Consider the following 20,708-nt stretch of genomic DNA (forward strand, 5'->3'; position numbering starts at 1 on the left):
GAAATCTGCATCGTTCTAATCAGTTCAGAACCCAAACCAAAAGAGCAATCTCCAATGAGGTTGCTCTTTTGGTCATGGCTTATTTTGCCTAACGGTGTATACGCAGTTTCTTCCTCCGGCTAGAATGTATTCTCCCCGTTCAATATGAACATTATCGCCTAGAACTGTTTTGAATAAATGTAACTCATTCTTGCATAACCCGGTACATACCGCGGCCGCTTCACAGATCGGACAATGCTTCTCAATGAATAGGAGACTGCCATCATCCTGCTCCTTAACCTCGGCCATATAACCTTCATTCGTACGAATTTCGGCCAATTTCTCCAATTTCTCTCTGACTCCTGATGCATTTCCAAGCTGCTGAAGATATCGTTCTTGCATATTTTTATTCCGAACATCCAACAGCTTGTCCAGCCCTTCATTACCAAAGGCTTCCTTCATCGAATGGATGAGGCTGACGGATAAATCGGAATATCCGCTTGGGAAAAAACGATTAGCCGCGGGAGTTAATATCCATAGCTTGGTGGGGCGACCCATGGGACGGGCCTCTTCCACAGTGGTTACCAATCCTTCTTCTTTTAGCGCATTCAGATGTTGCCGAATAGCCATTCCAGATAACGAAAACTGAGTGGAGAGAGTGACAACATCCATTCCCCCGCGCTCTTTTAACAGATTAATAATTGCTCTCCGGGTACTGGTCGAGGCATCCTTTTTGGTTTGATTTCCGCTCATGGTGCACCTCCTTTTGAAACAACTGAATCTTCATGACTAACTACATTTTAAACAAAAATGTTGACAAAGTCAAAGCCGAACTGTAGCTTAGACATTATAAACAAAAATGTTTACTAAGTATCCGGATACGATGTATACATACCAATTTTCTTGGAGGTCACATTTCATGTCGTCTAATCATCAAAGTATTTTCAGCCCGCGTTATTTTGCACTAACCATAGGGATTATTTTGTCAGTGATGGCCGTTGGATTCGAAGGTTTATCCGTCACCACCATTGCTCCTTCAATTGCTGGAGACTTGAACGGCCTTAGCCTGTTCGGATGGATATTCAGTACCTATCTGCTTGCGCAGATTATCGGAACGCTGGTCGTCGGTCGAATCATTGATAAAAGAGGACCTGCAGCACCGTTCACTTTTGCACTTCTGTTGTTTATCGTAGGGCTGATCGCTGCCGCAACCGCAGGCGACATGTATACCATGATAGGATCACGGGCTCTACAGGGTTTGGGTGCCGGAGCTATGATGACTTGTGTGTATACAGCTATATCGTTAAGTTACCCGGATGAGTTACGTGCCAAAATACTTGGAGCATTTGGTACTGCCTATGTTCTTCCGTCCATGCTCGGTCCATATGTAGCAGGAGTTATCGCAGATCAGTGGTCCTGGCGCTTTGTTTTCTGGGGGATCTTACCTGTGCTGGTGGTTTCAGCATTGCTTAGTTTACCTGCCTTTAGGAAATTGAAAGTGCAGAAGACGGGAGGGGATAGCGGATCTTCATCCACTTGGATGGCGTTACTCTTAACGTTGGGTACAGGGATTTTCCTGGTCGGTCTAAGTAGGCTTCCGAGCATTATGGGATTTGTTTTAGTCATAATTGGCTTCGTATTGATGATATTTCCTCTCCGTAAATTGCTACCGAAGGGAACACTTACGTTGCGCAGAGGAATGCCAGCTATTTTGGCAACACGTGGATTGTTCTTCGCTGCCTATACTAGTACACAGAATTTCCTGGTATTGGCTCTAATCGATGTGAAAGGAATTACACCTTCTCAGGCCGGATTAATTGTGGCGAGTGCTGCATTAAGTTGGTGTATCATTGCGTATCTGCAAGGACGGTGGGATGCGGCAGATCAGGGCAGTGGACGTCATATGAGAATTATTCTTGGCGTATTGTTACTTGCCATAGGGATTGCCATCGTATTTTGGGTACCTGTTGTGACCGTTACCATTGCAGTTATTGGTCAGATCATTGCAGGAGTTGGTATTGGATTGGCGCATCCGATTAGTGGTGTTGTCGCATTTTCCCAAACGGGGGAAGAAGGCGTGGGTCAAACCTCGGCAAATCTGCAATTTGCAGATTCTTTTACACCTGGTGTAGTGATCGGCATTGGTGGTTCCATTCTTGTCGTGTGTCAGGCTGGCGGTATGTCACTTCAATCCGGCTTAATTGTAGCCATGGGTTTCCATCTCTTGTTGATCGTCACGAGTATCATTGCCAGCACTCGGATTTCACCACGCAGATGAATAAGAAAGTGGGTGTACAGACCATTGCTCACTGAAGATCCGAATAAACTATTTACAGCTTATCGCATCATCGGAACGAAATGGACGATCCATATTTTATGTGCTCTGTCTCAAGGCCCGAAGAGATTCGGTGAAATATTCGATAACATTCCTTCCATTTCCGAAATGATCCTCTCCAGACGTTTAAAGGGTCTTCAACATGATCATTTGGTCAAAAGAACAATACGGACACGCCCTACACAAATTATTTATGAACTTACGCCAAAAGGAGCTGCTCTTGCAGCATTCATACCCTGTCTAATGGACTGGGATACCAAATTTCAAAATGATACCACCGGGAGGAATAAAGATGATCATTGAGGTCAGTGATACAGCATCGGACAAAATCATTGAGATCTTATCAAGTGCGGATATCCAAAATGCCTTTCTTAGAGTAGGCGTTGATGAAGGGGGATGTAGTGGTTTATCTTATACCCTTATCGTGGATGAACAGCAGGCAGAAGAAGACATTGTGTTAAATAAAAAGCAATTTAAGATATTGGTTCACGCAAACAGTATTCCATATATTGATGGTCTTGAGATTGACTATGAAGAGAGCGGAATGTTAGGCGGATTCACCATGAATAATCCAAATGCCAAAGTTTCGTGTGGATGCGGGGCCAGTTTCAGAATGGCCAATTATCGTGGCGAAGTGAAAAAATGTGACTGAACTGAAGGAAGGAGTGCAGAGCAATGATCTCATTTGTAATATCTGACCAAGCAATCGATTCATTTAAGAATGAATGGGAATTGGAAGAGGACCAATATGTAAGGATTTACGCAAAATATGTCGGAGGAGGCTCCGATGCTTTTACAATTGGCATCAATGCGAGTGCTACACCGGTCGATCCCGCATTGGTTCAATCCATTGGAGGATTTCATTTCTTTGTTGAAAAAACAGATGCCTGGATCCTGGAGGATGAACTTCTCCAAATTGACTGTAATGAAGATGGCATATTTTCAAGCAAAATCTCCTATTGAACATGGGGCACCTATTCTAGACCATAATCTTACTTTTTAAACATTTAACTTTACAAAGTATAACACTTCATGTATATTCAGGAAGTAAAAAGGTTTATTTTACCATAATATCCATCAAATTATGGAGGTGTAGAAGACAAACAACAATCAGATTGGGATTTTTGATGCTCAGTACAGGGCGCCTACAATTGGGATTATGCTGGTTCTGGCAACCGTAGCTTTTGAAGGACTGGCTATCACAACGATTGCCGCGAAAATGGCACAAAGTTTAGATGGCATTCATTTATACGGTTGGATTTTCAGCGCATTTTTGTTATCTCAGCTTATTGGAACTTTGGTTATGGGTCAGCAGATTGACAAGCGCGGTGTTTTTACATCTATGCTGATATCTTTTAGTGTTTTTGTATTAGGAACTGTGGTCTCCGCTATTTCTTTCGATATGCACATGCTTATTGCCGGAAGAGCCCTTCAAGGTTTTGGAGCAGGGGCCCTGATCACATGCGTTTATACCTGTGTGACGTTACATTATCCAGATACACTTCGTACTCAAATCCTGGCCGCATTCTCCATGGCATTTGTCCTGCCTACCTTAATCGGACCTTATGCAGCAGGCCTTATAGCTTCCTACATCTCGTGGCGATATGTTTTCTGGATCGTTTTACCCTTGATTGGAATAGCGTTGAGTCTCACATTCCGTTCTTTCCGTAATTTGCAGCTTCAGCAAGATCTGTCAGGTCCAGCGCGAGCAACCGACTCAAAGATTATGTATGCGATTCTGCTTGCGGTTGGAACGGGGCTGTTACTCACAGGACTTGGTATGATAACCGATTGGAAAGGCATAGTACTCACTTTGGCTGGATTAGTCATCATGATCCAACCAATGCGTAAATTGCTGCCAGTAGGGACTTTTTCGGTAAAAAAAGGATTGCCTGCTACTTTGGTATCGAGAGGGCTATATGTTGCTTGTTATTTTACAACGGAAAGTTTTGTGATCTTGGCGCTAACCGAAGTGAAGGGGTTATCAGCTGACCTTGCTGGCCTCATCGTAGCAGCAGGTTCTCTGAGCTGGTCCGCCGCAGCGTGGTTACAAGCCAAGCTTGATGCACGAGATCAAGGTCGTGCCCGAAAGGGTAGGGTCATGACGGGCATTGGGATTATGATCGTTGGAACTGCACTTGTGATCCTGGCTCTTATTTTGACGGACGGCGGGATTATACTCATCCTTCTCTCACAAATGATTACAGGGTTTGGTGTTGGATTGGCCAACCCTACAACAGCAGCCATTGCTTTACAACATGCCTTGCCCAGGAAAGAGGGCGAAATGTCCGCGAATCTGCAATTTGTGGATTCCTTCTATATGGGCGTAAGCATTGGAGTTGGTGGCGCTCTGATTGCCTTGTCCGAAACGTTACAGTGGGGCATATCGACAGGTGTTTTGATCGTGTTAACACTGCAATTATTATGGGTCTTGTTAAGTTTCTTGGCATCACTACGAATTACCAAACTCGTTCATCAAGAACATCATCCAATCAACCAAGTGAAGGATAACATCTCCATGTAACGGATGACGACCGCGTCGTTAAATACATCATGAAGAACGGGGGGACTAATTGCATCGGGAGGTGGGTAAGATGGCACGTGTATTAGTAGTCATTACTCCAGCTGAAGGACATGTGAATCCATCGTTAGGATTAGTTACTCAGTTGATAGACAATGGTGAGGAAGTCATCTATGTGTGCACGGAGGAGTACCGTTCCCGAATTGAACAAACCGGTGCCCAGATCATTACCTATCCGTTTCCACAAGATGCCTTCTCTCATGATCCGGTGTTGAAACCCCAAGAATACAAGCATTCTTATCAGTTCATTTATATGATGGTAAGCGGTATTATCCGGAGGATCATCCCCAATGTGCTACAGGTGATCGAGGATCAAAAGTTCGATTATATGATCTTTGATTCCCTGATGGGATGGGGAGGGACTATTCTTGCAGAAAAACTGGGAATTCCTGCGGTGTGCTCGATTGCGTCCTTTGCTTTTGTGGAGCCTCTGGGATCTAGCTCAGTTCTGAATGAGACGGAGACGAAGGAGCTTTATGAGGCTACGATGAAGATCACAACGGAGTTAGCTGAAGAGCTTCAAGTGAGTATTCCAGCTATGGAAGAGATTCCGGCACATACAGGTCAGTTAAAGCTCGTGTACACCAGCCGTTATTTTCAGCCGCAGGCAGAAAAGCTGGATGATCGTTTTATTTTCACGGGTCCTTCGATCATAACACGTCAAGATGCTCCGACCTTCTCGTTTGAGTTGCTTCGTGAACGGTACCCGCAAACCGTGTACATTGCTATGGGTACGATTTTAAATAAAAATTTGGATTTCTATCAGCTTTGTTTTGAAGCATTAGGGGATCTACCCGTGAATGTTGTTTTATCTTCAGGAAAATACACGGATATGGAGCCGCTGGCTGATCAAATACCTCCTAATTTTATCGTGAAGCCATACATTGCCCAGTTGGACATGTTGCAGCATACCGATGTTTTTATTACACATGCTGGAATGAACAGCACAAGTGAGGCGTTATATTATAACGTTCCAATGGTGATGATTCCATTAACATCGGATCAGCCTCTTGTCGCCAATCGGGTACAGGAGTTGGGCGCGGGTATTACTTTAAATAAACATAATCTCAATGCAACTAATTTGAGAGAGGCATTAACAGAAGTACTACACAATTCACTTTATAGACGGCAGGCTTACCTGATTGGTGAATCTTTAAGGCAGGCTGGCGGTTACAAGCGAGCCGCTGAAATGATTATGAGTCATATGGGTTCAGGCCGGGGGAGTTACACAATTTAAATAGTTTTCCATTCAAAGTCGCTTATTAAGCGGCTTTTTTTGGTTTTAATAGTCTTAAGACTTGACCTACAGTTAACTCTATGTCTTATACTCGATTAGGCTTGCAAATTATAAAGGAATTGGAGATTTTATTTATTATGGCGAAGAGCACGAATTGGAATGTTTTTGGACTGGCAATACTACTAGGTTTATTTTCTACATTAGGTCCATTTACGATTGATATGTATTTACCGGCTTTTCCGGAGATTGCACAAAATATGAATACAACGGCATCACTTGTACAATTTAGCCTAACTGCTTGTTTATTAGGACTGGGTGTAGGACAACTTGTTATGGGGCCTTTGAGTGACGCGTACGGTAGACGTAGACCATTGTTGATCTGTATGGCAGCCTATATTATTTGTTCCTTGGCATGTGCTTTTGCTCCGAATATCGGACTATTGATTTTGTTTCGTTTCACGCAAGGATTTGCGGCTTCAGCTGGAATTGTCATTTCCCGTGCGATAGCTAGAGATCTATATAGTGGACATGAACTCACTAAATTTTTCTCTTTGCTGTTGCTTGTAGGGAATCTGGGGCCTTTGGCAGCACCGATTGCGGGAAGTGGGGTTCTTTCCTTCACAACATGGATTGGCGTATTTATCTGCCTTTCATTCTTGGGGATTTTCTTATTAATCATGACAAAGTGGAGCTTAAAAGAAACACACCCCGTCGAAAGACGTATAGTTCCTGACTTCAAACAGCAATTGGGTAATTACAGAATGCTTCTGCGTGACCGCAAGTTTGTTGGTTACATGCTGGCACAGGGAATCATGACGGCAGGGGTCTTTGCTTATGTGGCCGGAACCCCATTCATTTACCAAAATATATATGGAGTTACACCGACGGTATTTGCTATACTGTTTGCTTCAAACGGCATCAGCTTGATCATCGGATCTCAAATCGTGGGTCGATTGGCCAAACGTATCCCTGAGCAGACGCTGCTATTATCTGGACTATGGCTTGCTATAATAGCAAGTGTGGCTGCTTTGGTCGTAACCCTGGCTCATGGTCCACTTTTCGCATTGGTGATTCCATTGTTCTTCTTCGTATGCTCGATCGGCATTACGTCTACAGCGGCATTCCCACTTGCCATGGAGAGTCAAGCTAAGATGGCCGGAAGTGCAGCAGCACTGCTTGGAGTCGTTCCTTTTCTTCTGGGTGCACTGGTTGCTCCTCTGGTCGGCATCGCAGGTGAGGACACTGCCGTCCCGTTAGGACTCACTTTGTTAATGACCAGTATCATTGCCATTGTTACTTATTTCCTACTCGTTAAAAACGTCCCGCAGCATACACCTAATCATGCCCAGTCTAATGCTGACTTCTAGTATAGAAGGAACAGCTCGCCAAGCATTGGCGTGTGACATGAATGAATATGATTCCATTACAAGTCGCTAACACAGCGGCTTTTTTTTGGTTTTCCGTACTGAACCCTCAGCCTGAATTCAGGTAAGGCATTGTTAGATAATGGAGAGACTAGGTAGGAGGGGGCTGCTCACTGCTTGATTTGATATAAGCTTAATCTCTCTTGTACAGCATCCAGAACTTCTTCCGGAATCTCATTCACCTTGATATCTTCACCTAGAAAAAGCAACCAATTGGTGATTTCGGTTAACTCTTCTGAGTTATGAACATTCATAAATACCTTTAGGACAGCCGTAGTCTGGTATGGATTTGTATAGGCAATTGAAAACTTTAAAGGATGGTATTTTTTGAATTGCGCAATCGCCTTTGGGCCAAGTTCCAGGACAAGGTTGATAACTTCTTCCTGCGTATTTCGTTTGAGTTGTTCTACAATCTTTTTTGTACTCAGTCTTTTTTTCGCCGGGTATGCTTCGACATGGATGAGGTTGTCAACGGATACGATTCGTCTTTTTTCTTCCTCCAGGTCAAAACCTTCAATGATCCAATGGCCTTTTTGATGATGAAGGTGCAAGAGAACAATGGGATAGGATTTTGTTTTCTTCTCTTCTTGGACAGTAACTAACAAATAACGTTCTATAAGAAGAATTTGGATGAGTTTTTCCAAGGTAGGGTGAGGCAGGTCTGATAGATCAAGCAAGTCTGGATTATGGGGATTGGTTCCTTCAAAAAGCAATATTTGATTCAAATGTACAAGGTCATCTTGCTGATTTTCTGAGATAAGGCCCAATAATTTTTCAGCCAAAGATTGACGACTCTTCAGATAAGGAAGCTGTTGATTTCTTGTCGCCATAAAAGCAATGAATAACGCTTTGATTTCATTATCGGTAAACCGTACCGTGGGCAGGAGGGAGTTGTTCATGACAAAATAACCCCCGTCCCGCCCAACTTCAGCGACAAGTGGCATTCCCATGGCTTCAATTTCTCTGATATCTCGAATGGCTGTCGAACGAGAAATATTAAATTCTCGCATGATTTCAGAGATGGTAAAGTGTGCACGGTTATTGATATACCGCGTGATGGTATTAATGCGTTCAACTTTTTTCATTGGGCCCCCTAAACAGTATCATATTCTGACATGATTTAAGGTTATTATAAACCTATCAAGTGAAAACACAAATCAATTGAAAATTTAAAGAGGACGGTGTAAACCATGAGTAATTATCATTTCGAAGAAAAAGAGAGCTTTATCGTGTTAGGTATTGGAACGGATCTTAAGAGCGACTATACAGACTATGTTGGCATCAGCAAGGAGAAGGCGGATTTTTGGTCCACGGTGAAAGAGGATGGAAGCCTGGACAAACTAAAGTCTCTGGCAACAAACGACTACATTTTTGCAGTAAACGAAGCAGTAAATAACCAGATGATGCATTATGCTGGTGTCATGACAGCAGAAACTTTGCCAGAAGCAACGAGAGTAATCCAATTTCCTAAGGGAGAATACCTGGTTGTGAAGGGCGAAGCTGAAACGGCTGATGCGCTCAATAATATGCTTACTGGCATTGCCTTTGGTCAAGCCCTCCCCGTAGAAAAAGATTATGCCTATGTTGGCGGTCCAAATACAACAGTTAAAATGGGAGAGAAAAACGGTTTGGTATATGGTGAAATGTGGATTCCTGTTGTAAGGAACTAACGAGCAGGGGAGATTGGATAGTCGGTCGTATATCGTTTAAAGTCACGAACATAGTACTATTAAAAGCCGCTAATGTAGCGGTTTTTATGTTGTTCATTAGGAGCATAATCATACATGAAAACAGCAGATCACTAATAAAATAGATGAAAGGAAGAATTATGGAAGGGAGCAGTCTGAGTGAATACTCGTCTCGCTGAAACAACTATTTGTGGGGAGTTCCATATAAATTCAGCAACCATAACAGAGGTTTTAACCCTGTGGTCAGCATCTTCAACCTTAAAAGTACATGGTACAGTAAGTATTTATAATCATAAACAAAGTAATTCATCTGTCTTTTTGAACATAATACATAATGAAGGAACGTGTTCGCTTCCTGTTCTACCGGGTAACACCTGTGCTTTTAGCTGTGCCGGAATGCATCATATTGAAGTGGAGATTGAAAAGAGCTTAAACAATATTGCAAGCGGCACATTTGGAATAGATATATACTATCAAGTTCTAAATGAAGAAGAGGATGAGGAATAAATGGAAACAAAGTTGGAATAGCCCGAACCACTACTATCTCCCCACATATATTTATAGAAAGAGCATTTTTAAGGAGGTTCACAAATGGCTCAAATTGGTAATTGTAATAATACGGTTTCTCCAGCGGTGGTAAACGATGCCGTATGTACTACGATAAGTTTGTCAGATACGGGAGGGACACCAACAATTATATACGAAAATTCCTCAACGTTTCTGGTAAACGGAACTATTCTAATTGAGAATAACGGAGTGGGGGCTTCACCCACCGCTGCTTTGCTTATTGACGGTGTTCAAATTCCTGGTTTTGTCGTAGCCCCAGGTAGCAGTAGATCTTATACTGCACCAACAATTAATACTATAAGTCTCATTGGAGCCGGTGCGGGAACAACAAGTATCAAAATTGCGTTCTCTTTGAATTACAGATTCTAAGTATAGGATATTCAATGCAAAAGAATCCCTTCTTTTATAGGAAGTGGATTCTTTTTTAGTTCGATGTCTAGTAATTATCATTTAATAGATTTAGTATTCCTCAAGTATGTTATCATATTCTTTGTGATGGCGGCTTCATTCGAGAACAGCTAAGTAATAAGCATTTTTTATTATTTACATAAAGTCAATGGAAGGCAGGAGATATAGCAGTATGGTCACGCTGATACTTTCGCTCGTTATGATTATAAACATATTACTCTCAGCGGTATTTTTGTTTTTTGAAAGGAGAGACATTGGTTATACTTGGGCCTGGCTCATGATATTTTACTTCATTCCTATTTTAGGTTTTATCGTTTATCTATTTTTGGGACGTAACCTTAAAAAGAAAAATTTCTACGGACTTTCAGCTGAAGAGAGAAACTCCCTAAAGTTAATTGTCGAGAACCAGTTAGTGACATTGAAGGAGCAACGTAAGGAAAACAACCCCCTGCTCATGAAATATGCTGACCTGATTCAATTGAATCTCACATCATCCAATGCAATCTTAACCAATGACAATGAGATATTCATCTTCGATGATGGACAAGAGAAATTTGATTCTTTATTTGCTGATATCAAGGATGCCAAGAAAGAGATTAACATCCAATATTACATTATTCAACCGGATTCCTTAGGGAAGAAATTACGAGATGAATTAACCATAAAAGCTAAAGAAGGCGTAAAAGTGCGAGTTCTCTATGACGAAATTGGTTCAAAGAAACTTTCATTGAAGTTTTTCAGAGAACTGATCTCTGCCGGTGGAGAAGTAGAGGTCTTTTTCCCGTCACTGATTAGGCCATTAAATTTCCGTATGAATAATCGAAATCATCGAAAACTTTGTATTATTGATGGAGAGATTGCTTATATTGGCGGATTTAATCTGGGGAATGAGTATCTAGGCATGGATAAAAAGTTTGGATACTGGCGTGATACACATTTTAAAATGCACGGAGATGCCGTTAATCATATTCAAGGAAGGTTTATTTTGGATTGGAAACACGCTAGCAAATCCGATCAAGTAAGTTACGAACAATACTCCTTCAACACAGCAAGGCTTGATGGTTCAAGTCCAGTTCAGATTGTGTCTAGTGGTCCTAACTCACAGGTGGAACACCTGAAGAATATGTACATCAAGCTTATAGTAAATGCCAAAAAGAGTGTGTATATTCAAACGCCTTACTTTATTCCTGACAGCACTTTTATGGATGCATGTAAAATCGCACTGCTATCCGGGGTGGATCTGCGCATTATGATTCCCAATAAGCCCGATCACCCGTTTGTATATTGGGCGACTTGGGCGTATGCTGGTGAATTATTGGACTATGGAGCCAAGATTCTGTTGTATGATAATGGATTCTTACACGCAAAGACCATTGTAGTAGACGAAGAAGTCGCTTCAGTAGGGACGATGAATATTGATTCCCGGAGCTTTAGATTGAATTTTGAGGTGAATGCAATTGTATATGACGAGCGAGTTGCGAAACAACTTCAAGAATTGTTTCATCAAGATAGCCAGTTAAGTACAGAACTTACTTCTGATCGTTATAGAAACAGGTCCCTTATTATAAAATTTAAAGAAGGAATATCACGGCTTCTTTCACCTATTTTATAGGTCAGCTTCACTGCCGATGTTATACTCAACCAGGCACGATAAAGCTTTTCACTGAAGTTCTTCTTAACGACTAGAGGTATTAGGAAATCCTTTTTTTTAAGTCAACAGTTAAAAGCTCTCTTCCAAATGGAAGAGAGCTTTCCCAATTGCACGACAGCATGTTATTAATTTAAAACGCCGCTGCCGACTATTGTAACCTTTACTTCCGGGTGAAAACGAACTTGGGCATATTCTTTATTCCAGTTTAGGCTTTTCCATAAGTCCGGGTAATGGGCAATTAAATGTCTGCCAATACCGAAGGAATCACAACCACTTTGCTGAAGTGTCTTGATAATTTGTTCTGCGTCCTGAGTCATGTCATCGGTTAACTTGCGGTTCAGACGTTCAATTGTGTCTTTTTCCTGAAGATGATTCATTGCATACTCAACGATCGTTACTGGAAGTTCGATACGGAGGTTCACATCAATTTGGCTATCACTTGCCACCTTTACCGCAAGTTTACGCTTAATTTGTGCGATATTTGCTTCATAAGTGACATAGTTCCGCGGGTTGTTGGACGGCCCTGCGTGGACCTTTTTGACAAAACGCGCTGTTTTATTCCATTTCCCACTCATAATAATGTATAGAGGAGCCTGTTCGGTAGTAAGACTCCCATTGAATCTTTGCCCATGAAACAGGGCGATTCCCCGAGCATCAATCTCCTCTCCGTCCTTATATAGATAAGGCAGTGTAAAATCCTGTCCCGGATCCAGCATGGGAGGGAGAAGGGTCTCTAACGTCATTTCCGGAAAAATACATAATTCCTCCAGACTCTTAATTTTTTTCGTAATAAAATCACCAATCAATATGCTGCCAACTTTTTTTTGGTGTAACAGATCTCCGGCATCGCCATCCACAATCGCAATTTTCACATGTGAGGTTGGGTAATCGGGTTCCCGATATAAGACGTCCAGGTAGGGATAGATATCATTTTGTGCGAGTTTGTTGCCGTATAAGATCATCCCATATTTGAAAAACCGGATATCACCAGTCACTTTAGCACGAATTCTATCTGTACTTTGACGGACGGATCTCCCGGTGCCTGAGTGGACTTCATTACCGTTGCTCCCTTGTTGACTCTCAGAATCATCGACAATTTCAAGCGTCTGTTTAATTTCACCCTCTGAGGTGATGTCAAACGCCGAAGCATTAGCCAGTCTTGCATCTTTTAAACTATCCTGATCCCAACATCCCGTCATCACCATGAGCAGGGTCAGCAGGATGAGGATTTTCCCCCGTTTACTCATATCATCTTCTCTTTTCGTTTCATTATATAAGATAGAACCAACAGGAGCAGAGGCAGGATCATGAGAAAAAAGTATGCCGATCTGTTGGCTATCGTACTAATTAACTCAAGTTTTTCCTTCTGTTGTGGCAGATAGGCAATTATGCAAGAAGCAAGAACGACATAAGGCACCGCTTTTTTATGGTGTTTTTGTTTGAAGAGATAACTTATACCATAGGATGCCGTATAGTAATAGCCACATATGGCCCCAAAAATGGATATTAACCAGATAGGGAGGAACAGGAAATCGGCCCGATCCATTGTTCCGAGTGGGATAGAGCGGAGCAGATATATGACCGGTTCAGGCATTAAGTCAAGTTGCTGGGGGCTGAACGCCGTTGAACAAATGAACACGGTGAATGCATACAACACCACAACTACAGCACTTGCTAAAGCAACAGACTTGAGTTTGCCACCGCTGCTACCTTCAACCATAGGAAACACAACGAGAAAAAACTCGAATCCAAACATAGCCATTAATGTTTCGGTTGATCCACTAATGATATTGGGCCATCCTGCTTCGGTTAAAGGCAAAAGATATAACAGATTGACTTCCTTGAGTCCATAACTGATCAATACCATCATGGGCAAGACCAAAAAGGAGATGAGTACCAGTACTCGGGCAATGATTCGTAATTTTTGCCGAACCAAATAGATACTGCTGAACAAGAAGAGGGCTAATATAGCCCACCGAGGCGTATCCTGCAGCATCCAGCGGTTAATCACACTGTAGGCGTTCACCAGAACAGAAGTACCCATTAACAGGAAATATCCAACGTAGGCAATGATCAGCAACTTGCCAATCCATTTCCCCGTAATCAGCGTTACAATGTCATAAATGGATGAACTCGGGAATCTTCGCATCAAAAGCCAGCACAACAATATGACAAGTTGGATCAGGACCCCTCCAAGGAATACAGAGATCCACCCACCGCCTTTAGAGAGAAGGTGTATACGGTAAGGGAGGGACAAGATATCTACACCAATTTCAAATTTCAAAATGAGCAAGAATAATTGTCCCCGAGTAATTGTTGTTTCCTTATTCACGTTTTTTCCAACTCCTAGAGAACTTCTGCTGATTCAGCCGCTGCGGGCGGGCATCATGAGGACGCCCGCGAAGCGCCCAGATGGGAAATCGAATCCATACATCCTTCATGTCGGCTAATCTGAAAGGGGCCACTGGAGCAAAATAAGGCGATCCGAAGTTTTCCATCTTACAGAGGTGAATGGTTAGAATCACCAGACCAAATGCGATGCCGATATATCCAAAAAGCGCCGCTCCAATCATCATTGGAAAGCGGAGAATACGGACTGCCGAACTCATCTCATGCGAAGGCACCAAAAACGACGAGATAGCGGTTAGTGAAACCACAATAATCATTGTATAGGATACAAGCCCCGCACGAACGATAGCATCTCCGATAACCAAACCGCCAACGATGCCGATGGTCTGGCCCACTCGGCTGGGAAGTCGGACCCCGGCTTCTCTTAATACTTCAAAGATCAGTTCAAGCAACATTGCCTCTACAAGTGCAGGAAAGGGGATGTTCTGCAATGATTTCTTGATTGTGTGTGCCAGTTCGATCGGTAAAATAGCGGAGTGAAAAGAGATGGTTGCAATATAAACAGCAGGTAATGTAAAAGCAATGACAAAACTCATCATGCGAATTAAACGTAAAAAGGAACTGACAATCCAGCGACCATGATAATCATCCGGACTTTGATAAAAAGCAAAAAACGTAACTGGAGCAATAAGAGCTGAAGGACTTCCTTCGGCAAGTATGGCGACACGTCCTTCCATCAAGTTGGCAATAACCCGGTCAGGTCTTTCTGTATTGAGCTGCTGGGGAAACAGAGAGAAGGGGTTATCCTCCATAAACTCTTCAATAAAACCTGGAGCGAGCACCATATCTGAAGATATGGACGTGATTCGCTCTTTTACTTCGTTCACTAACTCCGGATTGGCCAAGTCCTGAAGATATACAACTGCAATTTTGGTATGTGTCTTCTCGCCGACGTTAAAATATCGAACGATTAAGGATGGACTAATAATTTGTCTACGGATCAGATTCAAATTAACCGAAAGCTGCTCTACGAATCCATTGTGCGGCCCTCGAATAACGCCTTCGTTTTCAGGTTCGGTTGTGCTTCGGACATACATTTTCTCGGTAGAAAGAATGTAAAACTCCGGGTGCCCGTCGATTATGTAAAGACATTTCCCTTGAATAAGTGAATCTATTCCACGTTGCAGATCCGTATCTTTTCGACTTTCTAAAGTGGTGAACGATGGGTAAATCTCCGAATGAGCTTGGCCATTCAGTGCTGTTAAGACATGTGTTTGAATGATCTCCTGATCTACAAGTGAATCGATATAGAGAAGCACACTCTGTACACCATTAAGTAGAAGCTGTTGTTGTTTCAAATCGTCTGTACAGTAGAGGGACTTTTCCACATAAGAAATATTCATTTTTAATTCAGAGAAAGCCTGATTGGTTGGGGTCATTGATCCACCTCTTTATAAAATGCGACATGGATTATCTTGTGCAAAATCAAGACTATTATGCAATAGGCGCTTCTTATTCAAAGAACTTATAACCAAACATTGAAAAAATAGTTGCACAAAAATCCAAAATTTACAATTCAATTAGAAACTTTTTCCTAAATCTAGCGTCTATACTATGACTTTTTGAGGGGTTATACATTACTAGAGAGTAGAAGGAGCCAAAGACAACACATGAATATGAAGAAGAAATTATCCATTTTTACCGCTTTAGCCGTTTTTCAAGCATTTGCAGTTGGTTCTGTGAGTGCGCAATCAGCACCGCAAGGTGACACCGCGTCAGTAAACACAGCCAATGTAGAATCAGTTGAGGTGTTACAGCAAGAGCAGCCGATTGCAGAGCGTGAAGTGAAGACGGAGAGCAATAACAAATCTATCAATACTCCGCCCACTGAAGCCAAGGACACTCAAACCTCAACCGGCACTGAGGCAACACCCAAAACAGATAGCGAGAAGCCTGCATTGGATGGGGGAGAGACCCCTGCAAACGAAACGGGTACAAAACCTGTAGTTCAAGAGGAAACCCCTGAGATGGTTGAAACGCCAGCTACGCCTGCTCAGATAGAGCAACCATCCGTTGATGGGACGTCTCCTGCAGTAGCAGGTGGAAATCTGACGTTGTACATGAATAGCAACAAAATGGAGCAGGATGGAAAAACGTATCTTGCTGGACAGCCAATGGCTGTAAAAAACGGTGTATCCTATGTTGCAATCCGTGCGTTGGTTGACCGTGTGGGATATGGCGTCAAATACGATAACAAAACCAAGGAAACCATCATTATTAGTGGTGAGGATGAACTCCGATTCAAAACTAACAGCAAGGACTATACGGTTAATGGAGAGACCAGAACGATGAAAGGCCCTGCTTATCAGCAAAAAAGTACTTTCATGGTGCCGTTAACTTCCATTACTCAAGCTCTGAACATCACCTATAAAGTGAATCAGTCGGCTAAAACGGTTGTGTTGAATCTTAATACAAAACCTGTTGCAAGCTTTACCATTTCCCAAAAGGAAATCTTTGCGGGTGATCAAGTGGACTACGTGACTTCTTCCAGTTCACCTAATGGAATGGATATCGTTGACGAACGCTGGACTGGTCGCCAGGATTCATTTGATCAAGCAGGTACATATACGATTTCATATCAAGTACAGGATTCCAATGGTCAATGGAGTGATCCCTATTCAACTACGATTGAAGTTTTGGCTCCTAATCTTCCTCCTGTAGCCATGTTCGCCACGGATAAAGAAGAGTATAAAATGGGCGAAAAAATAACATACACAGACCAAAGTACAGATGATGAAAATAATATTGTTAAAGCGGCGTGGGAGAACAATTCACTTGCGTTCTTTGAACCGGGTCCAAAAACGGTGACACTTACAGTTACTGACAATCACGGTGCTACGAACACGTACTCCAAAGTCATCACCATAACCAATGAGACCTTATATTCATTTACCGATTTTAATTTACTCTTCACGCCGGTAGGACAGAAATTCACCTTTAACGGCGGCGAAGTGACTACGATGGAGAAAGTGCCTTATACGTACATGGATGAGCCAAGTTTGCTGATTCGCAGTAACAGTCCGGAAACTGTGAATACGGAAGGCATTGTATATAAAGAATCATCTTTGGGGCAGACCCGTTTCATGATTCACCACGTGAACAATACAGGCAAAAGAGTAAAAATGTATGTGATTGCAACCAATAACAACCCAAATCCGGCCGTATTTGAACAACAGAATATGGGCTTTGCCGGACCTACTCCGTATGCTACCGTAGCTGGGAAATTGTCTATTGATAAATGGTTCAAGTCGATTCAGACTGGAGCGGATCAAAAGAAAGAGTACCTTCAACCTGGAGAAAGCAAACTCATTTTGACCGAACTTAATAAAACGCCGATGAAAGAAGGACAAGTCATCTCTCTCTATTCGGACGCTTATAGCGATTATTCCTTAGACTATAACGTTATCCTGGTGGAAGAAAATAAAGATCCGTTCGAAGCTCTGCCATTGCTACCTGTGCTTGATCGTGACGGAGTGCACAACCGTGGTACGTACCCGAATGCGACTCGCGTTATAAAGTACGATGAGCACGTGGGAATCAAACCTGCCCGTCTGCCACTTGGTGACAATTCAAGCGATCCCAATCTGGTAGGAACAGATCCGATGGCTTACACAGACGCATCCAATGCGGGTAATTTCGGCGTATTGTACAAAATCACGCTGACCAATGTTGCACCACGTACGCTTATCTCCTTTAACCCTCGTGGAGGGAAGTACTCCGGAGTAGCTCTGGTGAACAATCAGTTGGTATCGATTGCCGATGGTAACGTTGCGGTTGCCAATTCAAGTGAACAAAGCGTGCTTTACCGCACCGGGTCAACTGGAGAGAGCGTAACCATTCTATTCTCTGCCGCGCCGGGAAGCAACCTGCCGGTCAATCTGCTCTTTACACCACTCCCATCGGAGAAGTAATGTAGGTTTCTCTTATAACGAATGGTTTGGTGGCACTTTAATCATCGAAAGAAAAGACTCCATATGGAGTCTTTTCTTTTCACAACTTATTTCTACTAAGGAGGAATCAAATTCCGATGAATGTAGTCGTCAAGTTGATACGTGAATTCAAAGAGCGAGATAACCGGCGTTTGTTGAAGGATTATCGAGACAAAGTGGAGCTTATCAGGAAACGGAACTTGGAAGTTTGGGATGATCAGCACCTGCAAGCGGAATCTCTTCGGCTGCAAGAAGAAGCAAGATCAGGCAAGCCTTTGGATGATCTGCTTGTTGATGCTTATGCTCTAGTCTGCGAGGTTGCGAAGAGAACACTCGGATTACAGCCTTATGATGTGCAAATTATGGCTGCGATTGCTTTGCACGAGAGATTTTTGATCGAGCAGCATACCGGTGAAGGAAAAACACTCTCTGCCGTTATGCCTGTTTATCTCAACGCTTTGACAGGCAAAGGCGTTCATGTGCTTACTTTTAACGACTACTTGGCAAATCGAGATGCAGCGTGGATGGGACCGATCTATCGCTTCCTCGGGTTAACGGTAAGCTCGGTTCAATCGGGCATGAGCCTGTTCGAGAAACGGGAAGCTTACGCCAAGGATATAACCTATGTTACAGCTAAAGAAGCAGGGTTCGATTATTTGCGTGACACAATCGCATTTAATGAAGTGGATACCGTGCATCGTCCTTTCCATTACGTCATCGTCGACGAAGCAGATTCATTGCTTCTTGATGAAGCACGAGTGCCGTTAGTCATTAGTGGCGATTCGAGTGCTTCCAAAAGTGATGGCGTTCTTTTCGCAGAAGTGGCCCGGCAGCTGCAGCCAGGAGAGCATTACGATTTTGACGAGTTCCAGCGGAACGTTTACTTGAATGAAGCGGGTGCTGCAAAAGCAGAGTTGCTGCTGGGATGTGGCAATTTGTACGATAGCCATAACAGTCATTGGTTAACGTCATTGAATTGTGCGCTGCATGTGGAATCGTTATTAAAAAAAGACGTTGATTACATCGTCAGGGACGGTGTAATCGAGCTAATCGAAGAACACACCGGACGTGTGGCCGAGGACAGGTATTTGCCGGACGGGCTGCAAGCTGCGCTGGTGGCAAAAGAAGGGTTGCAGTGGAAGGCAGGTGGGAGAATTCTCGGCACGATCACTATTCAACATTTTATTAGCCTGTATTCGGGAATTTGCGGAATGACGGCTACGGCGCATGCTTCAGCAATGGAATTTGAGGATATCTATGCGCTGCAAGTCGTGCAAATACCGCCAAACCAGCCAAACATACGGATCGACCACAAACACCGAATTTACACCCATAAAGAAGCCAAATATAAGGCGCTTGTACAAGAAATCTCTTCCGTCCATAGGGTAGGACGCCCCATTCTTATTGGTACGTCAAGCGTCGAGGAATCTGATATGCTCGCGGAGGCGCTTGCCATTACTGGCGTACCTTGCCAGGTTCTGAATGCAAAAAACGATGCAAAAGAAGCCGAAATCATCGCTAAAGCGGGAGAAATAGGCGCGGTAACGGTATCTACGAATATGGCAGGGCGCGGCGTCGACATTCGTCTCGGCGGCGGTAATCCCGCACAGGCAGAAGTGGTTGCCAAACTGGGCGGATTATACGTGATAGGTACATATGTGAACGAAAGCATGCGGATTGACGACCAGTTGCGCGGACGTTGCGGCCGCCAAGGTGACCCTGGGTCTTCCGTATTTTATATTAGCCTGGAGGACGAGTTGATGCTTCGCTTTGGCATTCATAGACTGTTTCGCGCCCCAAATCAGGACGAGGTTCTTGATGATCCGGCGCTTCACAGCAAAATCGAGCATATTCAGCGCGTTATTATAGGTCAAAACTTCGATATTCAGCGGGAATTGAACTGTTATTCGGATACGGTGGAGGATCAGAGGCGAATTCTATATGAAGAACGGCTCGGAATTTTGAAAGCTGAGAGACTGATGAGTCCATCGGAGCGGCGTGTACGGCTTTTTTATATCGACGAGTTCTGGGCTGACCATCTGGCATTTGTTTCTTACATTCGTGAAAGCATTCATCTCGAGAGCATTACCAGTCGTAACCCAATCGACGAGTTTCATACGCAAATCACCCAAGCATTCGAGCAAATTCCAGCTAAAATAGATCATGAGTCGGCAAATATGCTTAGAAAACTTGGAGGTTCGAATGATCCCGAGAAATGGGAACAGTTCGGTCTGAAGAGTCCTATTTCGACTCGAACCTATATGATCAACGATCAATACAGCCAAGATAAGCGCAGCTCATGGACCGGAACGACGGTATTTGCTTTTTGGGGCAGCAAGATTTTGAAGCTGTTACTGAAGCCAGTATATAGGATGTCAAAATAGTGATGGGAGCGTGACGATCGATGAACAATACTTGTTGAATTCGACTATGAAACTGAGATTTTTTGGGGAGAAGTATAAATACGGCATTTGAAAGTCGCTATTATAGCGGCTTTTTT

18 protein-coding genes are annotated in these 20,708 nt (G+C 43.1%); 13 read left to right on the plus strand and 5 right to left on the minus strand.

The window, feature by feature from the left end; translation table 11 throughout:
* Positions 1 to 72: 72 nt before the first annotated feature.
* Positions 73 to 732, minus strand: a complete 660-nt coding sequence (locus tag MHI48_RS15715; protein WP_036615595.1) for a metalloregulator ArsR/SmtB family transcription factor — start codon at positions 730 to 732, stop codon at positions 73 to 75.
* Between the two features lie 166 nt (positions 733 to 898).
* On the opposite strand from MHI48_RS15715, the gene MHI48_RS15720 reads away from it, so the two are divergent.
* From MHI48_RS15720 to MHI48_RS15750, 7 genes are all read left to right on the plus strand, one after another.
* Complete coding sequence (locus MHI48_RS15720; protein ID WP_076317829.1) at positions 899 to 2,257, plus strand: MFS transporter; 1,359 nt, start codon at positions 899 to 901, stop codon at positions 2,255 to 2,257.
* A gap of 12 nt (positions 2,258 to 2,269) precedes the next feature.
* Entirely contained in the window at positions 2,270 to 2,617 is a 348-nt protein-coding gene (locus tag MHI48_RS15725; RefSeq protein ID WP_370511441.1) for a winged helix-turn-helix transcriptional regulator, read from the plus strand.
* Positions 2,607 to 2,966 (plus strand): iron-sulfur cluster assembly accessory protein, encoded by a 360-nt coding sequence (locus MHI48_RS15730; RefSeq protein ID WP_083677349.1) that lies wholly within the window; start codon positions 2,607 to 2,609, stop codon positions 2,964 to 2,966. The genes MHI48_RS15725 and MHI48_RS15730 overlap by 11 nt, the downstream gene beginning before the upstream one ends.
* Before the next feature lie 23 nt (positions 2,967 to 2,989).
* Complete coding sequence (locus MHI48_RS15735; RefSeq protein WP_076327548.1) at positions 2,990 to 3,277, plus strand: HesB/YadR/YfhF family protein; 288 nt, start codon at positions 2,990 to 2,992, stop codon at positions 3,275 to 3,277.
* Positions 3,278 to 3,473: 196 nt separating this feature from the next.
* Positions 3,474 to 4,838 carry an MFS transporter gene (locus MHI48_RS15740; RefSeq protein ID WP_076327547.1) on the plus strand — a complete coding sequence of 455 codons (1,365 nt, stop codon included), beginning with the start codon at positions 3,474 to 3,476 and terminating at the stop codon, positions 4,836 to 4,838.
* 70 nt (positions 4,839 to 4,908) lie between these two features.
* Positions 4,909 to 6,132: a macrolide family glycosyltransferase gene (locus MHI48_RS15745; RefSeq protein WP_076327546.1), complete on the plus strand. Its 1,224-nt coding sequence runs from the start codon at positions 4,909 to 4,911 to the stop codon at positions 6,130 to 6,132.
* A 137-nt stretch (positions 6,133 to 6,269) separates the two neighbouring features.
* Positions 6,270 to 7,499, plus strand: coding sequence for a multidrug effflux MFS transporter (locus tag MHI48_RS15750; RefSeq protein ID WP_036615585.1), 1,230 nt, complete (start codon positions 6,270 to 6,272; stop codon positions 7,497 to 7,499).
* Positions 7,500 to 7,666: 167 nt separating this feature from the next.
* On the opposite strand, the gene MHI48_RS15755 is transcribed toward MHI48_RS15750, so the two are convergent.
* Entirely contained in the window at positions 7,667 to 8,641 is a 975-nt protein-coding gene (locus MHI48_RS15755) for a YafY family protein (RefSeq protein ID WP_076327545.1), read from the minus strand.
* Positions 8,642 to 8,746: 105 nt separating this feature from the next.
* On the opposite strand from MHI48_RS15755, the gene MHI48_RS15760 reads away from it, so the two are divergent.
* The 4 genes from MHI48_RS15760 to cls all read left to right on the plus strand — a co-directional run bounded on the left by MHI48_RS15760 (position 8,747) and on the right by cls (position 11,831).
* Positions 8,747 to 9,226 (plus strand): GyrI-like domain-containing protein, encoded by a 480-nt coding sequence (locus MHI48_RS15760; RefSeq protein WP_076327544.1) that lies wholly within the window; start codon positions 8,747 to 8,749, stop codon positions 9,224 to 9,226.
* Between the two features lie 177 nt (positions 9,227 to 9,403).
* Positions 9,404 to 9,751, plus strand: a complete 348-nt coding sequence (locus MHI48_RS15765) for an S-Ena type endospore appendage (RefSeq protein ID WP_076327543.1) — start codon at positions 9,404 to 9,406, stop codon at positions 9,749 to 9,751.
* Positions 9,752 to 9,835: 84 nt separating this feature from the next.
* The gene (locus MHI48_RS15770) at positions 9,836 to 10,180 is read left to right on the plus strand and encodes a DUF3992 domain-containing protein (RefSeq protein WP_076327542.1); all 345 of its coding nucleotides are present in this window, start codon (positions 9,836 to 9,838) and stop codon (positions 10,178 to 10,180) included.
* 211 nt (positions 10,181 to 10,391) lie between these two features.
* Positions 10,392 to 11,831, plus strand: a complete 1,440-nt coding sequence (gene cls, locus MHI48_RS15775) for a cardiolipin synthase (protein ID WP_083677348.1) — start codon at positions 10,392 to 10,394, stop codon at positions 11,829 to 11,831.
* Between the two features lie 164 nt (positions 11,832 to 11,995).
* Here cls and MHI48_RS15780 read toward each other — a convergent pair whose 3' ends face one another.
* Genes MHI48_RS15780 through MHI48_RS15790 form a run of 3 tightly spaced genes read right to left on the minus strand, consistent with a single transcriptional unit; the run spans position 11,996 to position 15,658 of the window.
* Positions 11,996 to 13,117: a Ger(x)C family spore germination protein gene (locus MHI48_RS15780; protein ID WP_405141011.1), complete on the minus strand. Its 1,122-nt coding sequence runs from the start codon at positions 13,115 to 13,117 to the stop codon at positions 11,996 to 11,998.
* Positions 13,114 to 14,202: an endospore germination permease gene (locus tag MHI48_RS15785; protein ID WP_340935897.1), complete on the minus strand. Its 1,089-nt coding sequence runs from the start codon at positions 14,200 to 14,202 to the stop codon at positions 13,114 to 13,116. Before MHI48_RS15785 ends, MHI48_RS15780 begins: the two co-directional genes overlap by 4 nt.
* Positions 14,195 to 15,658, minus strand: coding sequence for a spore germination protein (locus tag MHI48_RS15790; RefSeq protein WP_340935896.1), 1,464 nt, complete (start codon positions 15,656 to 15,658; stop codon positions 14,195 to 14,197). The genes MHI48_RS15785 and MHI48_RS15790 overlap by 8 nt, the downstream gene beginning before the upstream one ends.
* 231 nt (positions 15,659 to 15,889) lie before the next feature.
* Here MHI48_RS15790 and MHI48_RS15795 point away from each other — a divergent pair, with 231 nt between their 5' ends.
* Positions 15,890 to 18,190 carry a stalk domain-containing protein gene (locus MHI48_RS15795; RefSeq protein ID WP_340935895.1) on the plus strand — a complete coding sequence of 767 codons (2,301 nt, stop codon included), beginning with the start codon at positions 15,890 to 15,892 and terminating at the stop codon, positions 18,188 to 18,190.
* A gap of 116 nt (positions 18,191 to 18,306) precedes the next feature.
* A complete protein-coding gene (locus MHI48_RS15800; RefSeq protein WP_405141014.1) occupies positions 18,307 to 20,592 on the plus strand; it encodes a DEAD/DEAH box helicase in 2,286 nt (761 codons plus the stop codon).
* Positions 20,593 to 20,708 lie beyond the last annotated feature (116 nt).

The organism is Paenibacillus sp. FSL H7-0942 (assembly GCF_045040715.1).
Classification (GTDB): Bacteria; Bacillota; Bacilli; order Paenibacillales; family Paenibacillaceae; genus Paenibacillus; species Paenibacillus amylolyticus.

Excerpts from the sequence above, each read along its gene's own strand:
- MHI48_RS15750 (WP_036615585.1), top strand. The coding sequence starts at position 6,270 with ATGGCGAAGAGCACGAATTGGAATGTTTTTGGACTGGCAATACTACTA.
- cls (WP_083677348.1), top strand. The coding sequence starts at position 10,392 with ATGGTCACGCTGATACTTTCGCTCGTTATGATTATAAACATATTACTC.
- MHI48_RS15755 (WP_076327545.1), bottom strand. The coding sequence starts at position 8,641 with ATGAAAAAAGTTGAACGCATTAATACCATCACGCGGTATATCAATAAC.
- MHI48_RS15760 (WP_076327544.1), top strand. The coding sequence starts at position 8,747 with ATGAGTAATTATCATTTCGAAGAAAAAGAGAGCTTTATCGTGTTAGGT.
- MHI48_RS15745 (WP_076327546.1), top strand. The coding sequence starts at position 4,909 with ATGGCACGTGTATTAGTAGTCATTACTCCAGCTGAAGGACATGTGAAT.
- MHI48_RS15790 (WP_340935896.1), bottom strand. The coding sequence starts at position 15,658 with ATGACCCCAACCAATCAGGCTTTCTCTGAATTAAAAATGAATATTTCT.
- MHI48_RS15740 (WP_076327547.1), top strand. The coding sequence starts at position 3,474 with ATGCTGGTTCTGGCAACCGTAGCTTTTGAAGGACTGGCTATCACAACG.
- MHI48_RS15770 (WP_076327542.1), top strand. The coding sequence starts at position 9,836 with ATGGCTCAAATTGGTAATTGTAATAATACGGTTTCTCCAGCGGTGGTA.
- MHI48_RS15800 (WP_405141014.1), top strand. The coding sequence starts at position 18,307 with ATGAATGTAGTCGTCAAGTTGATACGTGAATTCAAAGAGCGAGATAAC.
- MHI48_RS15735 (WP_076327548.1), top strand. The coding sequence starts at position 2,990 with ATGATCTCATTTGTAATATCTGACCAAGCAATCGATTCATTTAAGAAT.
- MHI48_RS15720 (WP_076317829.1), top strand. The coding sequence starts at position 899 with ATGTCGTCTAATCATCAAAGTATTTTCAGCCCGCGTTATTTTGCACTA.
- MHI48_RS15780 (WP_405141011.1), bottom strand. The coding sequence starts at position 13,117 with ATGAGTAAACGGGGGAAAATCCTCATCCTGCTGACCCTGCTCATGGTG.
- MHI48_RS15730 (WP_083677349.1), top strand. The coding sequence starts at position 2,607 with ATGATCATTGAGGTCAGTGATACAGCATCGGACAAAATCATTGAGATC.
- MHI48_RS15715 (WP_036615595.1), bottom strand. The coding sequence starts at position 732 with ATGAGCGGAAATCAAACCAAAAAGGATGCCTCGACCAGTACCCGGAGA.
- MHI48_RS15795 (WP_340935895.1), top strand. The coding sequence starts at position 15,890 with ATGAATATGAAGAAGAAATTATCCATTTTTACCGCTTTAGCCGTTTTT.